Annotated in this window: 14 protein-coding genes; 4 read left to right on the top strand and 10 right to left on the bottom strand. The window is 54.9% G+C overall.

The window, feature by feature from the left end; all coding sequences use genetic code 11:
* The first annotated feature begins 129 nt into the window (after nucleotides 1-129).
* A complete protein-coding gene (locus VFO10_RS16370; protein ID WP_325142052.1) occupies nucleotides 130-2,448 on the top strand; it encodes a hypothetical protein in 2,319 nt (772 codons plus the stop codon).
* Here VFO10_RS16370 and dapB read toward each other — a convergent pair.
* The 9 genes from dapB to VFO10_RS16325 form a co-directional block, all read right to left on the bottom strand.
* Nucleotides 2,445-3,254 carry a 4-hydroxy-tetrahydrodipicolinate reductase gene (gene dapB, locus VFO10_RS16365; RefSeq protein WP_325142051.1) on the bottom strand — a complete coding sequence of 270 codons (810 nt, stop codon included), beginning with the start codon at nucleotides 3,252-3,254 and terminating at the stop codon, nucleotides 2,445-2,447. The genes VFO10_RS16370 and dapB overlap by 4 nt on opposite strands.
* Nucleotides 3,251-4,165 (bottom strand): 4-hydroxy-tetrahydrodipicolinate synthase, encoded by a 915-nt coding sequence (gene dapA / locus VFO10_RS16360; RefSeq protein WP_325142050.1) that lies wholly within the window; start codon nucleotides 4,163-4,165, stop codon nucleotides 3,251-3,253. Before dapA ends, dapB begins: the two co-directional genes overlap by 4 nt.
* A 3-nt stretch (nucleotides 4,166-4,168) precedes the next feature.
* A complete protein-coding gene (locus VFO10_RS16355; protein ID WP_325142048.1) occupies nucleotides 4,169-5,575 on the bottom strand; it encodes a hypothetical protein in 1,407 nt (468 codons plus the stop codon).
* A gap of 215 nt (nucleotides 5,576-5,790) precedes the next feature.
* Entirely contained in the window at nucleotides 5,791-7,356 is a 1,566-nt protein-coding gene (locus VFO10_RS16350; protein ID WP_325142046.1) for a hypothetical protein, read from the bottom strand.
* A gap of 134 nt (nucleotides 7,357-7,490) precedes the next feature.
* Entirely contained in the window at nucleotides 7,491-8,327 is an 837-nt protein-coding gene (locus VFO10_RS16345; RefSeq protein WP_325142044.1) for a TIGR00282 family metallophosphoesterase, read from the bottom strand.
* Complete coding sequence (rny, locus tag VFO10_RS16340) at nucleotides 8,324-9,889, bottom strand: ribonuclease Y (RefSeq protein WP_325142042.1); 1,566 nt, start codon at nucleotides 9,887-9,889, stop codon at nucleotides 8,324-8,326. Before rny ends, VFO10_RS16345 begins: the two co-directional genes overlap by 4 nt.
* A 208-nt stretch (nucleotides 9,890-10,097) precedes the next feature.
* Nucleotides 10,098-10,595 carry a peptidoglycan-associated lipoprotein Pal gene (gene pal / locus VFO10_RS16335; RefSeq protein ID WP_325142040.1) on the bottom strand — a complete coding sequence of 166 codons (498 nt, stop codon included), beginning with the start codon at nucleotides 10,593-10,595 and terminating at the stop codon, nucleotides 10,098-10,100.
* Nucleotides 10,596-10,805: 210 nt separating this feature from the next.
* Complete coding sequence (locus VFO10_RS16330; RefSeq protein WP_325142036.1) at nucleotides 10,806-12,272, bottom strand: UDP-N-acetylmuramate--L-alanine ligase; 1,467 nt, start codon at nucleotides 12,270-12,272, stop codon at nucleotides 10,806-10,808.
* Between the two features lie 11 nt (nucleotides 12,273-12,283).
* Nucleotides 12,284-13,201 carry an LD-carboxypeptidase gene (locus tag VFO10_RS16325; RefSeq protein WP_325142033.1) on the bottom strand — a complete coding sequence of 306 codons (918 nt, stop codon included), beginning with the start codon at nucleotides 13,199-13,201 and terminating at the stop codon, nucleotides 12,284-12,286.
* A 55-nt stretch (nucleotides 13,202-13,256) separates the two neighbouring features.
* Between VFO10_RS16325 and VFO10_RS16320 the strand changes: the two genes are divergently transcribed.
* The 3 genes from VFO10_RS16320 (at nucleotide 13,257) to VFO10_RS16310 (ending at nucleotide 16,225) form a co-directional block, all read left to right on the top strand.
* Complete coding sequence (locus tag VFO10_RS16320) at nucleotides 13,257-14,390, top strand: glycosyltransferase family 9 protein (RefSeq protein WP_325142031.1); 1,134 nt, start codon at nucleotides 13,257-13,259, stop codon at nucleotides 14,388-14,390.
* A 134-nt stretch (nucleotides 14,391-14,524) separates the two neighbouring features.
* A complete protein-coding gene (locus tag VFO10_RS16315; RefSeq protein WP_325142028.1) occupies nucleotides 14,525-15,331 on the top strand; it encodes a DUF3050 domain-containing protein in 807 nt (268 codons plus the stop codon).
* 183 nt (nucleotides 15,332-15,514) lie between these two features.
* Nucleotides 15,515-16,225, top strand: coding sequence for a transporter substrate-binding domain-containing protein (locus tag VFO10_RS16310; RefSeq protein WP_325142026.1), 711 nt, complete (start codon nucleotides 15,515-15,517; stop codon nucleotides 16,223-16,225).
* On the opposite strand, the gene VFO10_RS16305 is transcribed toward VFO10_RS16310, so the two are convergent.
* The gene (locus VFO10_RS16305) at nucleotides 16,215-16,865 is read right to left on the bottom strand and encodes an HAD family phosphatase (protein WP_325142024.1); all 651 of its coding nucleotides are present in this window, start codon (nucleotides 16,863-16,865) and stop codon (nucleotides 16,215-16,217) included. The genes VFO10_RS16310 and VFO10_RS16305 overlap by 11 nt on opposite strands.
* Nucleotides 16,866-16,947: the final 82 nt, after the last annotated feature.

Raw genomic sequence — 16,947 nt, 5'->3', positions numbered from 1 at the left:
CCCGGTAAGATAAGGCCCGTGTGTCCTGGCCTTCTGGTATCATAAAAGAGGCGAGTATGCCTTTAAGGCTGCCTTTGCTTCTGCCGATGAGCCTTCACGAGGGAACATCCGTGGAATCAGGAATCATCCATGCGTAGTGTGAAACAACCTGCCGCCCTTCCCATGCTGGCTTTGACAGCCTGGCTGGCGATGCCTGCTCACGCTGCGGACGGCGAGTTTGCGGTCGGTCAGGATTTTTTATCCGCTGAGCCGACCAAGACCCGCACTCTTCCCGGTGCGGATCTGCAGACGATCAAGCATCTTCCCGCGAAAACCTTAAGTGAACTCATGGCCGCTGCCCGCGGGCAATTGCCATTGGATCGCAAGGCGCCGCCGGTTCCTTTGGTTGTGAATCCTCAAAAACCGCTCGTCTATGTCGCCGGTCCTAAAACCGGAGGTGCACTGACGCCCGTAGTTTTGCCTGATGAAATGAAAGCCCGGGAACGGGAGGAAGAGGAAATCCTGCGCGAAGCCGAAGCGGCTTTGAAAATGGATCTGCCCCCGGAAGCAGCGCCTCGTCCTTTGCCGATGGCCGCGAAAACTCCAGCCCCAACCGCTCCTCTGAAACAGGTTCAGCGCGCAGTGACAGTCGCAGGCGCCACGCTTGAACTGGTGGAAGTCGGTGACGAGCTGCGCATTACTCCCAAAACTTTGAAAATGTCGGTGCAGGATGATGGCGTTACGGTCGTCGATAAGAACCTGCGCGGCGCTCCCCAGATCTTTTTAAGAAATTCCAAGATCGTGCGCTGGGATGCGGGTCGTAAAAAACTCGACGCCCGTGATGCCGGCCGCACGGAACTTTATGTGACCTATGGCGATCAGCTCTATATCATCCCGATCGAAGTCAGCGACGGCACGCAGCATCGTGATCCGCTTTTGGCGAGCGAAGGTCCGGCATCGTTCCAAAAACTGACGAGCGTTCTGCCCCTGATGGAGCAGCCTTATGCCAGTTACGGAGATGCCCCGGTAACGTCTCTGTCTGCGCCTGAGGTTCCGGCTGATAGCCAGGAAAAACCGCGCCAACCTCTGACTTTGGCCACATCTGTAGCCCAGGTGGAAGCGACCAAGGAACGCGTCGCAACCCAGCAGGCCCGCTTTTTCTATCCCGATGCCAGCCCGGATTATCGCACGCTTGATATTCAGGTCCTTGATGAACGTTCCTCGCCAGAAAACGCGGACATTTTTCCTGTGAGCGGCGTCTCGGTTCGAATCCTCGGCACGCGTTTGAAGGCCAGCACAACGGCCAACGGCCACGCGAAATTCGGCGAAATTCCTGAAGGCTCCCGCTTTTTTGTGGAGATTCAGGACGAGAAAAATGGTCAGATCGTTCCGACGGTCAGTGAAGTGGCCCTCTATCGCAACAGTCGCGATCAGGTTCTGCGCACGCGTACGATGAATTACCGCAGTTATTCCAACTATCTCAATATACTTGATCTGGCTCAGGACACGAACAAGGCTTCACTCTGTGCCCGGGTCATGTCTGAAGATGGGCGTCAGGCTCTTCCCGGATTTCAGGTATCTTTGAATGTGGAAGCGGATGGACCCTACTATGTGAGTCAGCTCGGTTGGCCCCAGCCCAGTCTGCATGAAACAGATGCTGTGGGACGCTTTTGCTTCTTTAATATCAAGCCTGGACTCGTGGAGCTGACCTTCGAAGGCGACAATGTTCGCACGGCTCTTTCGATGCCGGTCTTCGCCGGGGCTCACACGGAAGAAGACCTGCCGCTGCTGAACAACGACAACGGTCGCGTGTTCCTGGCTGCGGTGCCGAGCGCTGTGGATCAGATCTATGAAGAGAAGGCCGCACTTGAACAGCCTCTGCAACCCATCGACTTCGTGGATATGATCACTGTGGGTGAAAACCGCAGCATGGCCCGCGTTGGGGATGCGGTTCTGGGTTACGAGGAAGGCACGACTCTTTTCAAAGGTCGCCTCTATACGGTGGCCCAAGCTCCTGAATTTGAAACGGCTCTTTATACCTTCGATCGCGACAAGCAGGTCCGCCGCAGCATTCCTGTGGCTCCGTTGCTGCAGCGTGGCTACATCCAGGATGTGTTCCATGAACTCGCGGTTCAGGATAATCATGCATCCATAGCTTTTGATTCCGCAATGGGGGCCGTCGTGGTTCTGCATCGCATGGAAAGCGGCATGGGTGCGGTGAATGTATCACTAGTCGATAGTCAGGGTCAGGTTTATAACCAGGGCTGGTCCTTCGGCAACGCCGATGAGGGACTGAGCCGGACCGTCTTCTTCAATATGAATCCTGGAGTTTACTCGGTGATCGTGGAAAGCCAGCAGGGAGCCATCCTGAGTCTGGATACCATTGCCGTGGATTACTGGACAGCTTCCGTGGTGCAAACAGGAAGCACGGCCCACTACAATCTGCAGCAGGCCCGGCGCGAGGATTAAGCGCCTTTTTCCTGTAAAAGCTTCAGCATATCTTCAATACTGACATCTTCAAGACCATAGTGGCCCGGACTCCGGGTCACGATCCATCCGGCCAGCATAAGCGCGCCCTGCGCGAAAAGCGTACGCGACAAAGCCCGATGACTCACGACCAGCTCCTCGTTATCCCCGAGGAAACGAATTTCATGCTCACCGAAAACCGAGCCGCCCCGCAGCGAGGCAATCCCGACTTCATTCGGCTGACGCTTGCCGGTACGGCCGTAGATGGTTTGTTTATCCACACTGCGCGCCACGCCTTCCGCCAAAAATTTGGCGGTTCCACTCGGGGCATCAATTTTCGCCCTGTGATGCGATTCCACGACTTCGATATCGAAATCGAATTTATTCAAGACACCCGCGAGCTGCTGGGAAACCTTCAGGGTCAGCAGAACGCCAAGACTGGTATTCGGAGCCAGCAGCAGTCGGATATTGCGTTCCTTGGCGAGCTTTTTCCAGGCGCCGCGTTGATCCGCATCCAGGCCGGTGGTGCCGATCAGCACCGCCTTGTCCTTCACGTTGCTTTCCTGAAAAAACTTCAAAAGCTCGGCATTGCCCGCCGGGGCCGAGAAATCAATCAGCACATCCGTTCGGTTGAGGCATTCGGGAAGACGCTTCCAGTTCGTTTCGGTGATATTGAATTCCCGATCGACCAGCTCGCCGATACTCGTGCCGCCGACCAGATCCCATCGTTCGGAGGACGCGATCAAAGTCTGCAGTTCAAGGCCCATGCGGCCGGAGAGCCCATTGATCCAAACGCGTTTGATGCTCATGAAAGCGCTCCCACATCCTGAAGCTTCTGTCTTGTCATTTCAAAACATTCGTTCAGACGTTTTGCGGTGGGCGGCTGAACCGAAACCAAAGGCAGACGCAGGCTATCCTGAATGATGCCCTGTTGAGCCAGGATATATTTCGCAGGGCCCGGATTCGATTCCAGGAACAGACATTCGACGAAAGGAAAGATCGCCTGATGAATCGCCAGAGCGCCGCCGGTGTCCCCGCGACGGAAGCGACGGGTCAACTGCACCAGGGCGCGTGGGAAGACATTGGTGACAACCGAAATCACGCCCTGGCCACCAACAGCGAGCGTCGGCAGGAAGGTGAAATCATCACCGCTCAAATAATCCGCCTGACCCAGGGTCAGGCTTACGGCTTTCGAAAAAAGACAGAGATCCGCACTCGCCTCCTTCACTGCGGTCACCTGAGGCAGCGAACAGATGTAGGCGAGTTCCTCAGGGGCAAGTCTCTGACCCGTGCGACTCGGGACATGATAAAGGCAAAGCGGGATACGCACAGCTTTGCCAATGGCTTCGTAGTGCGCGTAGAGTCCTTCTTTCGTAGGCTTATTGTAAGGCGGTGTGACGATCAGAAGCGAATCCACGCCCGCATCCTGGGCGAGCCGGGATAATTCCACCGACTGTTTCGTGTCGTTGCCGCCCGTGCCGGCCATGACTTTCACGCTGGCAGGAAGGAAGGTGCGCGCACGCCGATAGAGGGATACTTTTTCATCGACGCTGAGAGTGGGTGATTCCCCCGTAGTTCCGGTCACGACTACACCATCGACTTCGGCCTGGGCTTGCATATGCAGCAGCTTATCGAAGGCGCCCCAATCGATCTGTCCGTCCTTGGTAAAGGGGGTGACGATTGCCGTGTAGACGCCCGTGATGCGCGGTGCAGAGCCCATGCTTCATTTCTCCTGTGGTCTTGATGGTGTTGCGGGTTGAACGGGTTTTTCCGTACTTTTCTGGTTTGTGCGTTGCTCCGCATGGTAGGGGACTGCGGGACGCAGGTCAAGGACGTCCGAGCGTGGAGCGGTCTTAACTCCACAGCCTGGCAGATAAAGGCACAGAAAAGTCAGAACCAAAGCGCGGCTTAAGTTTGTCTGGATGACATGCAGCAACTTGTCTTTGCGATGCAATACCACCTGTTTCTCCTGGATCAAGGATTGGCCGATCCCCTTATCCATAGCGATTTTACGAAGGATCTGCAAGGACGCCTCATCGAGTTCCTTATGAATTCGATTCAGTTCAGCACCAAGGAGTTGATCAGGTGCAACCAGGTGTTGGCGGCAGTAGCGTTCGAGTGCATCCATGGCGAGCTCGGCATCGCGGATGCTGACGGAGCGGCTGAGAAGGGCGCTCAAAAGCTGTCGGCGCTCGGCCACGGGCCACACCCATTCCAGAGGTGCCTTCACGCGACTGGTGCGCAGAATATCCTGAAAGTGCTGCCGTATTTCATGAATACCGGAACGCACCGCAAGCAGAGTTCCGAGCAGTCTCTGCCGACGATTCTCCATCTGAGGCAACGCTGCGGGAGCATAAACTTGCGTTTTTTGCAGTCGCCCCATTTCGCCTTCCATATCCTCGATAATCATTTGCACGGCCTGATCGTGATCGCTGCCTGTGCAGTTCGCCCGGATCTGAGTCAGGGTGGCTGATAGGAGGGCGAAGAGATTTTCCATCTCCACATAAAGAAGCCGCAGGGTGCCCTGGAGCTTTTGATAGGGAAGGGCTTCGACTTCACCCAAGGTAAAGCCCAGGTGCGTGGCCAGGCCCTTGTCGAGGCCGTCCAGCTTCACATCGAGAGCGGGGAGGGGATAGTGAATCCGCAGCGACAGACCGTGGTTCTGCAGCTGTTCCGCAATCCCGCCAATATGGGCCGCAACATCCACAAGGAAGATGGAAAAGAGCGAACGACGTTCGACGGCATCCCCCTCCATGATCAGCATGGGCTGGTTGAACATCAGCTCGGCTTTTTTCACCAGCTCTTCGCTGAAATTCCACAGTTCATGAGCCAAATCCTCCGCGGCGCGGCTAATGGTCCAGCGGAAAAGAAGGGCATCGAAGCCATCCCATCCATAGCGCGCCTGAAGCAGAGCGACGATGGCATTATTCTGATCCATGAGTTCCTGGAGCAGGACCTTGTGCCCTTCCCCGCGTTGCCTCTGATGATCCTTGATGGTTTGCCTGAGGTTATCGGCATCACGATCCGACGCGAGTCCAAGCTCACACATGGCCGCCGCCGAGGCCGAAAGGAAAGGAATCGTATAGGCGAGATCAAGACGTTGCAGGGCAGGCCATTCGCTCTGATGCATAGGCTTTCTCCGCTCGTAGGGAAAGGTCCGGGATGCCGGCTAAGACTCTTCCATTATAAGGATAAAAAAGGGGAATGCGCGAGGAAATCGAGGGGTGGGTCTGGGGAAAAACTCCAGCCGTCTCCAGCTGGAGTTTTGAGATTGCATGTCAGCCGTCGTCAGCTGATGGTCGGGATTGCATTCCACCGCCGTCAGCTGATGGTCAAAAAACAATCTTAGAAGTTAAACGTCACGTGCGATTGCAAGAGGTAGCTGCTTTCGACTTTGGCATCAGGACTGGTTTCCCAGGCATTGCCCGGCAGACCGATGGCGCCAGCGAAGCCAAATTCCATTTCCTTGCCAAGAGCGCGGGTATAGGAAAGATCCACTTCCACACCCAGGTTATCACCGTTGGAACCCACGCCTGTCGTGCCCGCTTCCTGAGCCGAGGTCGGCATGGATTCGTTCATTTTCGCGGTCACGAGCTTGGCTTCGAAGTTGCCGTTCTCAACGCTCTGATAACGGTAGCCGGCGTTGAAGACGGTTGCGTTCACGACGCGATAAGGATCGAACACACCATCAATGCGCATGCTGTCGCTTTTTTTGCGGCCGTTGAAAAGGAGAAGACCTGGTTTGAAGTTCGGGTGGAACGCGAACGCAGTCACCTTCTTGTCACGAGGGCTGTTGGGAACAGCGGGATCTGGGTATTCACCGAGGTATCCATCCGCATCACCGGGAGCGTAGGCATAACCGGCAAAGATCGAATGCGAGGTGGCGTTGCCCTGATTGTATTCCTTCGGTCCAAGGTAAGCGCCTGAACGCGAGAGGAAGTATTCCACCGATCCTGCCAGCGCGATCGACTGCAGGTCATTGACCACGCGGTCTTCGATATCGAGCGTGCGGGCGCCGCCAAGCAGCGACCAGCTGGGATCTGCTGAGCGACCGAGACGGAAGACGGCCTCGTTTTGAATGACCATGTCCTGAAGCTGGAAGTTCAGGTAAAGGTCAGCGATTTTCAAATCAGTGCGGGTGTTGTCACCACCGACGATATTCGCGAAGTAAATGCCGATCTGCTTGGAAAAGCCCTTGCCGGCGTTGGCGCGATGATCGTTGTATTCGATAGTCAGGAAAAATTGATCGAGGTCATCACCGTTGTTGGTGGCGCCATACGATTGACTATCGACTCCGGTGGAAAGGATCGAGGATCCGGTTTCCGAGATCTTGTCATAACCAACCGAGAAACCGAGAGTCTGCGATTTCTGAATATTGATATCGCAGGTCACGCCATCGAACACGCTGGCGTCGGTTGTGAAGGGACGCGTGCCGTCGTCGAGCAGCATGCCCATACCCCATTGACGACCGCGGCGACCGGCTGTCAGAAGACAGTAATCCATCGCGTACTTCGCATAGAGCTTGGTGACCTTGGGCTGGTAAGGCTGATAGCGCGGCTCACCGCTGTTCTGATGATCTATTTGGCAATCGGTGCCGGCAGGAGTATTGGCTCCCGATGGGCAAGGCTGAGGCCTGGCTTTATCACCGAGGAAAGCTTCGCGTTCATCATCGAAAACTTTGAATTCCACGAAGACACTGGATTTGTCGTTCACCCGGAGTTCCGTGTCGAGACGGAAGAATTGATCGACGGCCTGGAACGTGCTGGAACCGGCCTGAAATTCTGGTTTGGTACGGGTTTCGCCGCGCAGGCTGTAGTAACCATGGCCATCCACAAAAATCGCGGAAGCGGTGCCGCTGATAAGGGCACCGGCAAGACCGAAACTGCCCAGGATGAAGGATCCTCGTTGCATGCTGTGTTCTTCCTTCAAAAGATATTGGCGGCTGGAATCCCGTCGGGGACGCAGCCCTTATGTCATCCGGATCATACCCCAATGCGATGGGGTTGACCCAAGTTCATAACACGAATGCCGGGCGCTTGGCGAGCTTACTCATCTTCGTCGGACCCTGTGATCTGGTCTTTCATCTGCTCGTATTCCCAACGATGCCGTTGAATGCCAACACATCGACCCGTTGCAGGGTCAATTTCGGCCAGGATAAAGCAGAGCCACAGGTCATGTGTGGCGGGTTCAAAACGGCGTTTTTCGCCGGTCTGCATGCGCTGCAGCGCGGCTTCCGTCCTTATACCGATAACTGAGTCATAAGGACCAGTCATGCCGAGATCGGTGGTGTAACCCGTGAAGCCGCCCATGATGCGTTCGTCCGCTGTCGGCACATGGCTATGCGTTCCATAAACGAGCGAGGCGCGGCCCTTCAGGAAGTGACCGATGCCCTGTTTTTCACTGGTGGCTTCGCCGTGAAAATCGACGATCCGAATTTTACACTGATCGGGAAGCTGTTTGAGTATGGCTTCCACGGGCGTGAAAAAATCGCGATTATCCGGATGCATGAAGGCCCGGCCGATGAGGTTGATCACGGCGAAGCTATGCCCGGACTTGCTTTTCAAAACCCGGAACGCGGCATCGAGTCGATCCACGTTCATCATGTTCGCAGGCAGCACAAGGCGCTCGGCCTGCGGCGCGAAGCTATGAATCTCGGGTTTATCGTGCCAGTGATTGCCCATGGTGATGCAATCGATGCCGAAATTGTCCACAAACTGATTGTAGATTTTCTTCGTGAGGCCGAAGCCTCCCGCGGCATTTTCCCCGTTACAGATCACGATGTCCGGCTGAAAACGCTCGCGGGCAAGGGGCAGGAGCTTACTGAGACAACGGCGACCTGGTTTTCCAATCACGTCGCCAATGGCGAGAACTTTAATGGTCATTTAGCGAATTCTGCGTATTTGCTCTCGCGGAGTACGATAACTTTCACCTGGCCGGGGAAGGTCATTTCCTTGCGGAGACGGTGAGCGATTTCATTGGCAATGTCGATCACTTCGGTATCGCTGACGCCGGTTGGCGTCACGAGCGCGCGAACTTCACGGCCGGCCTGAATAACATAAGATTCCTGGATGCCGCGGATGGAATTCACGAGGCCTTCCATATCCTGCAGACGTTTGATGTAAGTTTCCAGCACCTCGCGACGCGCACCGGGACGGCGCTCGGAGAGAACGTTGGCGGCCTGCACGACCACGGTCAATGGATAGGCGTAGTTCAGATCCTCGTTGTGGTGGTTCAGAACCGCATCCACGACTTCAGCCGGCTCGTTGTACTTGATACAAAGATCGGCGCCGATCTTCGAGTGATGGCCTTCCGTTTCCTGATCCACGGCTTTGCCGATATCGTGGAGCAGGCCCACGCGTTTGGCTTTCTTTACATTGAGGCCCATTTCACCGGCCATGATTCCACAGATATGAGCGACTTCCACGGCATGCTGCAGAACGGTCTGCGCCCCAGCGGTCCGGTATTTGAGTTTGCCGAGGTAACGCAGGAGTTCGGGATGAAGATCGGTGATGCCGGTATCGAAGGCAGCCTGCTCACCATTTTCCTGGATGATCTGATCGAATTCCTCGGTGACTTTTTTCACCGTTTCCTCGATGCGCGCGGGGTGAATGCGGCCATCGGCGATCAGTCTTTGGAGCGAGATGTTGGCGATTTCGCGGCGGACGGGGTTGAAGCAGGAGATGATCACGGCTTCGGGGGTGTCGTCGATGATAAGGTCGACGCCGGTCGCCTGTTCGATCGCGCGAATGTTCCGACCCTCGCGACCGATGATGCGGCCCTTCATTTCATCCGAGGGGAGGCCGACGACCGTGACCGTGGAATCGTTCACGTATTCGGAGGAAACCCTTTGCACCGCGAGGCTGACCATCGAACGGGCAATGCGCTCACCTTCGAGCTTGGTATCTTCTTCGATTTTCTTGAGGCTTTCACGGGCCTGGGCTTTGGCTTCGGCTTCCAAAGAGGAGATGAGCTCCCGACGGGCTTCCTCTTGCGACAGATTTGCTATTGTTTCCAGGGTCTTGCGACTGTCTTCGACAGCTTTTTCACTTTCACGAATCAGCTGCTTCAGGCGTTCCTCTTCCTGATTGAGGTGGCCAGTCATTTTTTCAAGATCCTGCTCTTTCTTTTCGAGCTGGCTCAGTTTCTTTTCGAGCAGTTCCTCGCGTCCTTTCACCTTGCTTTCAAGCTTGGCCAATTCAGAACGACGCTTTTTGGCTTCGGTTTCGAACTGCAGGCGGCGCGTTTTGGCCTCCTGCTTCACCTCGTTATGGGCCTCCTGAACGATACGCTCCTTTTCACGGTGCGCTTCTTCCAGAATGCGTTCGGAATCGGCCTGGGCTGCTTCGAACGCTTTCTTGAAATTCTTCTTGTTGAACGCGATAAACGCGACAAAGCTGACGAATATTGTTGCAACCAGGACGGCTATGATAATTGCGGTATCCACTGTGAGGGGCCTCCAGACAGAATAGAGCCAGAATAGAGCGGGACTCGCTACGGGACGACGTGCTAGTCTAATGAACTTGTGATGGTAGCCCGAGACTGGAAAGAATGCAACGCAGTGCTGCGGTTGGATGCAAGCTGTTTTCCGGGGGGAATGACGGGGCCGAGGTCGGGCCTGACCTCTGAGCCAGAGACTCAGAGGTCATGAAGCATTAGGGATTCGACAGAACGAATTCAGCGCGGCGGTTTTTCGCCCAAGCGGATTCGTCATGGCCTTCCACAGCTGGCTTCTCTTCGCCGTAGCTCATGGTTGGCAGACGGCTGGCGTCGATGCCCAGTTGAACGAGGTAGTTCTTAGCCGATTGTGCACGGCGTTGACCCAAAGCAAGGTTGTACTCAACCGAGCCGCGCTCGTCGGTGTGGCCTTCGATTTGAGTTACAGCGCGAGCGCTGGTTTTCATGAACTCACCGAGTTTGTTCAGTTGGCCCTGGCCTTCGCTATTGAGCGAGTAGTCGTCAAATGCAAAGTAAACAGGCTGGGTCACTTCCGCAGCCGAAGCAGCTGGAGCTGGCTCGGGAGGAGTTGCCGGTTGCTCGGCGGGAGCAGGCTGAACTACTTCTTCTGGTTTCTTGTCATCCGAGCAACCAACCAGACCAATGGACAAAGCCATTGCTACAGCAGCCCAGGGTTTGCGAGTCTTGAGAATCATCCTGTCTTCTCCTGAGTATATGAAAATATTCGAACACCTCAAATGTCGCCAATAACGAGGGGTAATCGTAATCACAGAGGGGTGGAAAATGCAACCTGGATTTCGCTTAAAAGGCTGCGTTTCTCCCCTTCGAGGGAAGGGGAGGTGGGATTTTCAGAAGAATTCGGGGAGACGTCGTGTTTTGCACGGTCAAATGTCTTGGGTGAAGTCCTAGGCGTTCGGGTGGCTCAGGCGTTCACCCAAGCGATACTGAATGCCTGAGAAGCTGCTGCTCGACATGAAAATAATGGCATCATTGGGTTTGGCCAAGGCCACCAGCGATTCAAGCAAAGCTTCATTGTCACCAAAGGCTTGCGCCCGTTCACCGATGAGTTCCGCCATCTCCGAGGTATTCATTCTTTGATCGGCGGGAATACGTTGATCAACAGGGCATGCGCCGATAAAGACGCGATCGGCGACGCTCAGCGATTTGGCGAACTCCTTGACGAACACGTTTCTCCGGCTGGTCGCATTCTTCGGTTCAAAAGCGACGATCAAACGACGGCCGGGATAAAGTGTGCGCATGGATTCCAGCACGGCTTTCACGGCTGTGGGGTGATGCGCGAAATCCTCAAAGACATCGATGTCCCGAACGCTGGCGAGTCGATCCAGACGGCGTTTGACGCCCGAGAAATTCTGGATGGCCTGGGCGACCTTTGTGAAATCCACCCGCGGCGCATCACCGGCGGCCTGAATCAGATCCAGGCAGGCCAGGACCTGACAGATGTTGGCGGCATTATGGGGGCCGGCCAGATGGGTCTTTACTGCCCGCATCTGTCCATCGGCGGTTTGCACGGTGATCGTCCACAGGTCACCTTTGCCGGGCGCGGGTGCTTCCAGATTAAGAAGTTTCACTTTGGCGCTGGTATTTTTGCCGAGGGTGGCGACGGTCGTGACTTTCTGCGTCAACTGCAGTCGATCGAGGAGACTCGCCACTCCGGGATCGTCGATGTTGGCGATTATTTTTGTCGGATCACTGACAAGACCCAGCAGTTTGGTGAACTGGGCTTCGATAGCAGCCAGGTCCTTGAAGATGTCGGCGTGATCGAACTCTATATTATTAAGGATCACATACTTCGGTCTGTAGTGCAGGAATTTGGAATTCTTGTCGAAGAAGGTCGTATCGTACTCATCCCCTTCGATCGCAAAGATTTTGCCTTTGCCGAGTGCGAATCCCTGCGGCAAATCCCGAGGGATTCCACCGATCAGATAGCCCGGCTCCCAGCCGAGGTCGCGCGCGACGCAGGCCATGATCGAAGTCGTCGTGGTCTTGCCATGGGTTCCCGCGACGACGACGCTGGCTCTTTTGTGCAGAAAGTTATCGCCCAAAAAAGCCGGGAAGCTCGTATAGGGGATGCCGCTGCTCAAAAGCGCTTCAAGTTCGGGATGTCCCCGCGAAAGAGCATTGCCGACGACCACGAGTTTGGGCTGGGCTTTGCTCAGATTTTCCGGACCGTAAGGCGTATGAACGGGAATTCCAAGCTCTTCGAGCATGGTCGACATCGGGGGATAAATATTCGCGTCGCTGCCGCTGACTTTAAAGCCGGCTTCCTGAGCCAGTCCCGCGACAGAGGCCATGCCTGTGCCGCCAATTCCCATGAAATAAACGGCATCGCCCGGTTGCAGTTGCGTCGTCAAGAGGCTTCCTCCTAGCTATTGATAAGTCCAATTTGTGGCTCCATCGTCCATCGCAAACGATCGCCGTCGACGTCCACGGGCCAGCCGACCGGCAAGGGCCAGTTCGGTGAACAGTGCCCGAAGAGGGGACAAAACCAGACGGGAATATTCAGTCTTTGCGCCAAAGTCTCACGCATATGGGCTTCGGTGCACATGCCTTCCACCTCGCTGCCGACAAAGCGTCCGAGTATAAGGCCGCGCACACCTTTGAGCGCTCCGCTTTGAATCCACTGATTCATAAAACGCATGATGCGCGCGGGATGCTCGGCGATGTCTTCCCAATAAAGGATGTGGCCTTCGAGTGTTTTGGGAAAATAGGGTGTGCCGATCAGATTCGTAAGAACGGACAAACATCCACCATAAGCGGGGCCTTGCACCCGCGGCGGCAGACCCTTGCCTTCATAGAGCAATGGCAGTTCAACGTCGCGGCGCTGTCCCGAAAGGAGATCCAGCAAGGCCCTGACGTCATCATCCCCATGCTTTCGCCAAAGTTCTGTAGCGGGCATGGGGCCATGAATGCTATTCCAACCTAACTTGGTATAAAATGCTGAGTGGAGCGCGGAAATATCAGAAAATCCAATGACGGCCTTGGGTCTGATCGCGCGACACTGATCCCAGTTAATACCGTCAAGAAGGTCAGACACACCATAACCACCACGCACGCTCATCAAATATCTGACGTCCGGTGCAAGGAGAGCGCTTTGCAGCTGCTCCAGTCGATCCAGTCGGCTGCCCGCAGTGAAGGGCCAGCTTGGATCAGGACTGAGTTTGTGATAGCTCAGCGGAAGCCCGATGGCTTCCAGCTCCTTAAGGCGCGCGTCCAGCAATTCGGCTTGAAAGCGTCCGGCCGGGCTGATGATGCGGATGTGGTTCTGGTCCTTGTGCGGCATGGGATCCCGTGAGAAATGTTTACATTCCAGCACTATAGCAGTTCAGGATAGGTCTATGGCATACAAATTTGACTGTCGATTGTTTTCGGGATACAAGCCCTGCGTCCACAAACGTGACTGCGCTGGATGTCCGCACTATGATCCCGTGAAAGAGCGGATCTGCATTCTGAGTTTGGAAGCCATGGGCGCTGTGCTCCGCAGCACCTGTCTTCTGCCGGCCATCAAGCGCCGCTATCCAAACAGTCATATCACCTGGATCACGCTCAAGAACACGAAAGCCTTGCTCGACAATAATCCTTATATAGATCGCATCCTCCTGGCCGACACCACAGCGATCAATACGGCGGAACATCTGCAATTTGATCTGCTGTTCGCGGTGGATAAATCCCTTGAGGCAGGAGCGATCGCCCAGCGTTTGAAGGCAAAGGAAAAGCGCGGCTTCGGTCTTGATGCGAACGGCGTGATCGTTCCGCTGAATCCTGAGGCGCAGTATCAGTACGATGTTGGCCTGAATGATGAGTTGAAGTTCTTCATCAATCAGAAAACCGAAACGCAGCAGATCACCGAAACCATGGCCCTCGATTGGCAACGTGATCCCTACATCCTTCAGCTGACAGCCGCGGAACTTGAGGAAACCCGCAGACGGCGTGAGTTTTTGATCGGTGGCAAAGCCCAAGGCATCATCGGTTACAACACGGGCTGTTCGCTGCTTTTCCCTTATAAGAAATTTACGGTCGAACGTTCGATCGAATTGATTCGCGCGTGGCGTCAGGCTTGGCCTGATCATGCCGTGGCTTTGCTCGGCGGCCCGGAAGATACCGAGCGCCAGCGTCTTATGAAAGAAGCTTTCGCCAATGATCCTCTGGTTTTGAACACGCCGACCACCGAAGGCCTTCGATCGGGTGTACTCTGGATGAACACGGCCGACATGGTTCTTTCCGCCTGTTCGCTCGGACTTCACATTGCGATCGGTTTGAAAAAACCGTCGATCGCGTGGTTCGGCGTGAGTTGCATTCAGGAGATCGATCTCTATGATCGCGGCGTGAAATTACAGTCCGATGTGAGCTGTTCGCCGTGTTGGAAAAAATCCTGCGATAAGCCTGTGAAATGTTACGACCAGGTGAGCGTTGAGCGTATTCTGGCGGCGACAGCCGAATTGATGGATCAGCATATCCTACCGAAAAGTTAAAGATGAAGCGGGAATCCGTCTTGTCTTCCGCGCGGGCCTATTCGCCCGCTCATCCTTCCCGTATAATTTAGATAGGACCTCACCCTCGTATTTGGTAGCTTATCTGCCCATCCCCCTTCAGGAGGATTGATCAAATGTCTTTCATCACTGAGCGGTATTTCCAGATTTTGGAAAACCATAAGCTCTACGAACGTGTGAATGATGAACAATCCCTGCGTTTGTTCATGGAACATCATGTCATTTGCGTGTGGTCCTATAATTTCCTCTTAAGAGAAATCCACCAGGAGCTGGTGGGCTTGATCCATCCTCTGAATTCCCAGTCGCAGAAAGAAGCCATTCGCCTTGTGTCGGAGATGGTCCTGGAGGAGGAAGTCGAAGAGCAGCAGGACGGTTCGCTCCTGAGTCACTTCGAAATTTATCTGGAAGCCATGCAGGATTTGGGAGCGAATATCAGTCCGATCGTTTCCTTCTTTGATCTGCAGGATTCTGGACAGAACTGGCAAACGGCTTTGAAGCACGCGCGCTTTCCGGCGGCAGTCAGCCGCTATGCTCGAAAAATGAGCCGCTTCGCGCAGGCGCCTTTGCATGAGCGCGCCGCGGCCTTGTTTTACGAAGGCGAACCCTTCATTCCCGATTCCTTCCTTCTGCGCCTTGGTCAGCTCGGTGGCAACGTGAAGATCAGTCGCCTTCTGGATTATTTCGAGCGTCATATCGAAGGATTGAAGCGTCCTGGTTTTTCCGCGAGCGGAAGACTGGTCGAAATCCTTTGCAACAACGATGAAAAGATGAGCATGGAAGCCGAGCAGGCGGCCGAGGAGGCGATGAAAAATCGCGTCGAGCTGTGGAACTATATTGTGGAACAGCTCGATACCCTTCCGGCTCCGATTAAAAAGCAAAAGTCGGCAGCCAATCTGCGTCTGGTTTCCAGCAGTGTGATTTGATTCCTTGTCTCGCGCCTGTCAGTCGGCAGGCGCGCTTATTCTGCTTCTCGACCATCCATCGGTAATTATCCGTAGGCTGCGTTTGGTATCCGTCCCACCGTTAGAAACTCCGAAATGACCTGGATTCAAAAGACTTCCATGCTCTGTTAGAATGGGAATCATCCAGGCGGCATTGAAGGGTGAATGCTAAGACTTATCTTCAAATTTATGATCACGGCTCTGCTTGCTCAGAGTGTCGGAGCCCAGGGTAAGGACGCTTTCCGTATCGCAAAAATGGAAAGCCCGGATCATCGACTCCTGATGCGTATTGTCAGCGAGGCCTATGACCGCCTTCAAATCCCCATTGAATTTATCGAGTTCCCCGGCAAGCGTTCCCTCTATGAAGCCAACTCCGGCTATGTGGATGCCGACCTTTCGCGGATCAAGGATGTTGAGAAGGAATTCCCCTCTCTGAGACGCGTGCCCACCTCCATTTTCTGGTTTGAAGCCACAGCTTTCAGCAAAAACAAGGATCTCAGGATCAACGGCTGGGAAAGCCTGCGCGATCTGCGCATTGGTATCATGCGGGGCATGGTGTATGCGGAAAAAGGCGTGAAGGGTCTGCCGCGGGTCACGATCGTCGATAAGCCTGGTCATCTTTTCAAGATGCTCGAATCCGATCGCATTGATGTGGCCATCTTCAGTGACATCAATGGCCTCGCCCTTATTAAAGAACTTAAGCTTTCTTCCATCCAGGCGCTCAAGCCGCCCCTCGAACGCATCGAAGCCTTTCATTACGTTCATAAAAAACACGAAGCCCTCGTGCCGAAACTCGATGCCATTTTTCAGGAGATGAAAACTTCGGGTCAGCTGGATCGGATGCGGCAGGATTTTCTTCGCGAGTCTATCGAGTAAGAAGTACGGCCGCCTCGCGCATATTTTCAAAACAGAGTCTGGCACCCGCGTTGGTCAGAATCTCGGGCCGATGCTGCGAGCAGATGCCGATTGGCGTCATGTGCGCAGCGATCGCAGCATCTATGCCGTGCGTGCTGTCTTCAAAGACGAGGATACTGGGATGCATGGTGAAGGTGAAACCGAGTTTGACCGCGCCTTTGACGTAAGGCTCCGCATCAGGTTTGGGGCGTCGATAGTCGTCCAATCCTAAATAGAAAGGCACAGGGAGGCGATGCTTTTCAATGGCGGCCCCGATGAAATCGCGCGGGGCATTGCTGACGATTCCAAACGGAATCGCCCGTCTGTGCAGCTCTTCCAGAAATTCCCGCGCCCCTTCGATCAGATCAATGGATCCAAGATGTTCGAAAACATGGATCTGCTTGCGCCGGATTAACTCCGGCTTGGCAGCAGGGTAGCCACTGCGATCGGCAAGGATTCGGCCGATCGCTGCGGTCGAACGGCCCACCAGGCTCTGGAGGGTTGCGGAGTCGAGATCGGTTTTGAACAAGCCCTGAAACGCTGCCTGCCAGCCGCGCAGATGGGTCGGCGTGCTGTCGACGATGACCCCGTCGAAGTCAAAGAGAGCCGCACGAAAATCCATAGAATTACCTCCGACGATTTAGCCGCACCTGAATATAGAAGCCCTTGGCGCCTCGGGCAATGATATACTGCAGCGAAGTAAG

Origin of the sequence: Oligoflexus sp. (assembly GCF_035712445.1) — a bacterium.
Taxonomy (GTDB): Bacteria; Bdellovibrionota_B; Oligoflexia; order Oligoflexales; family Oligoflexaceae; genus Oligoflexus.
Note: the sequence above shows the minus strand (reverse complement) of the source record. Positions and strands in the feature narration are given on the sequence as shown.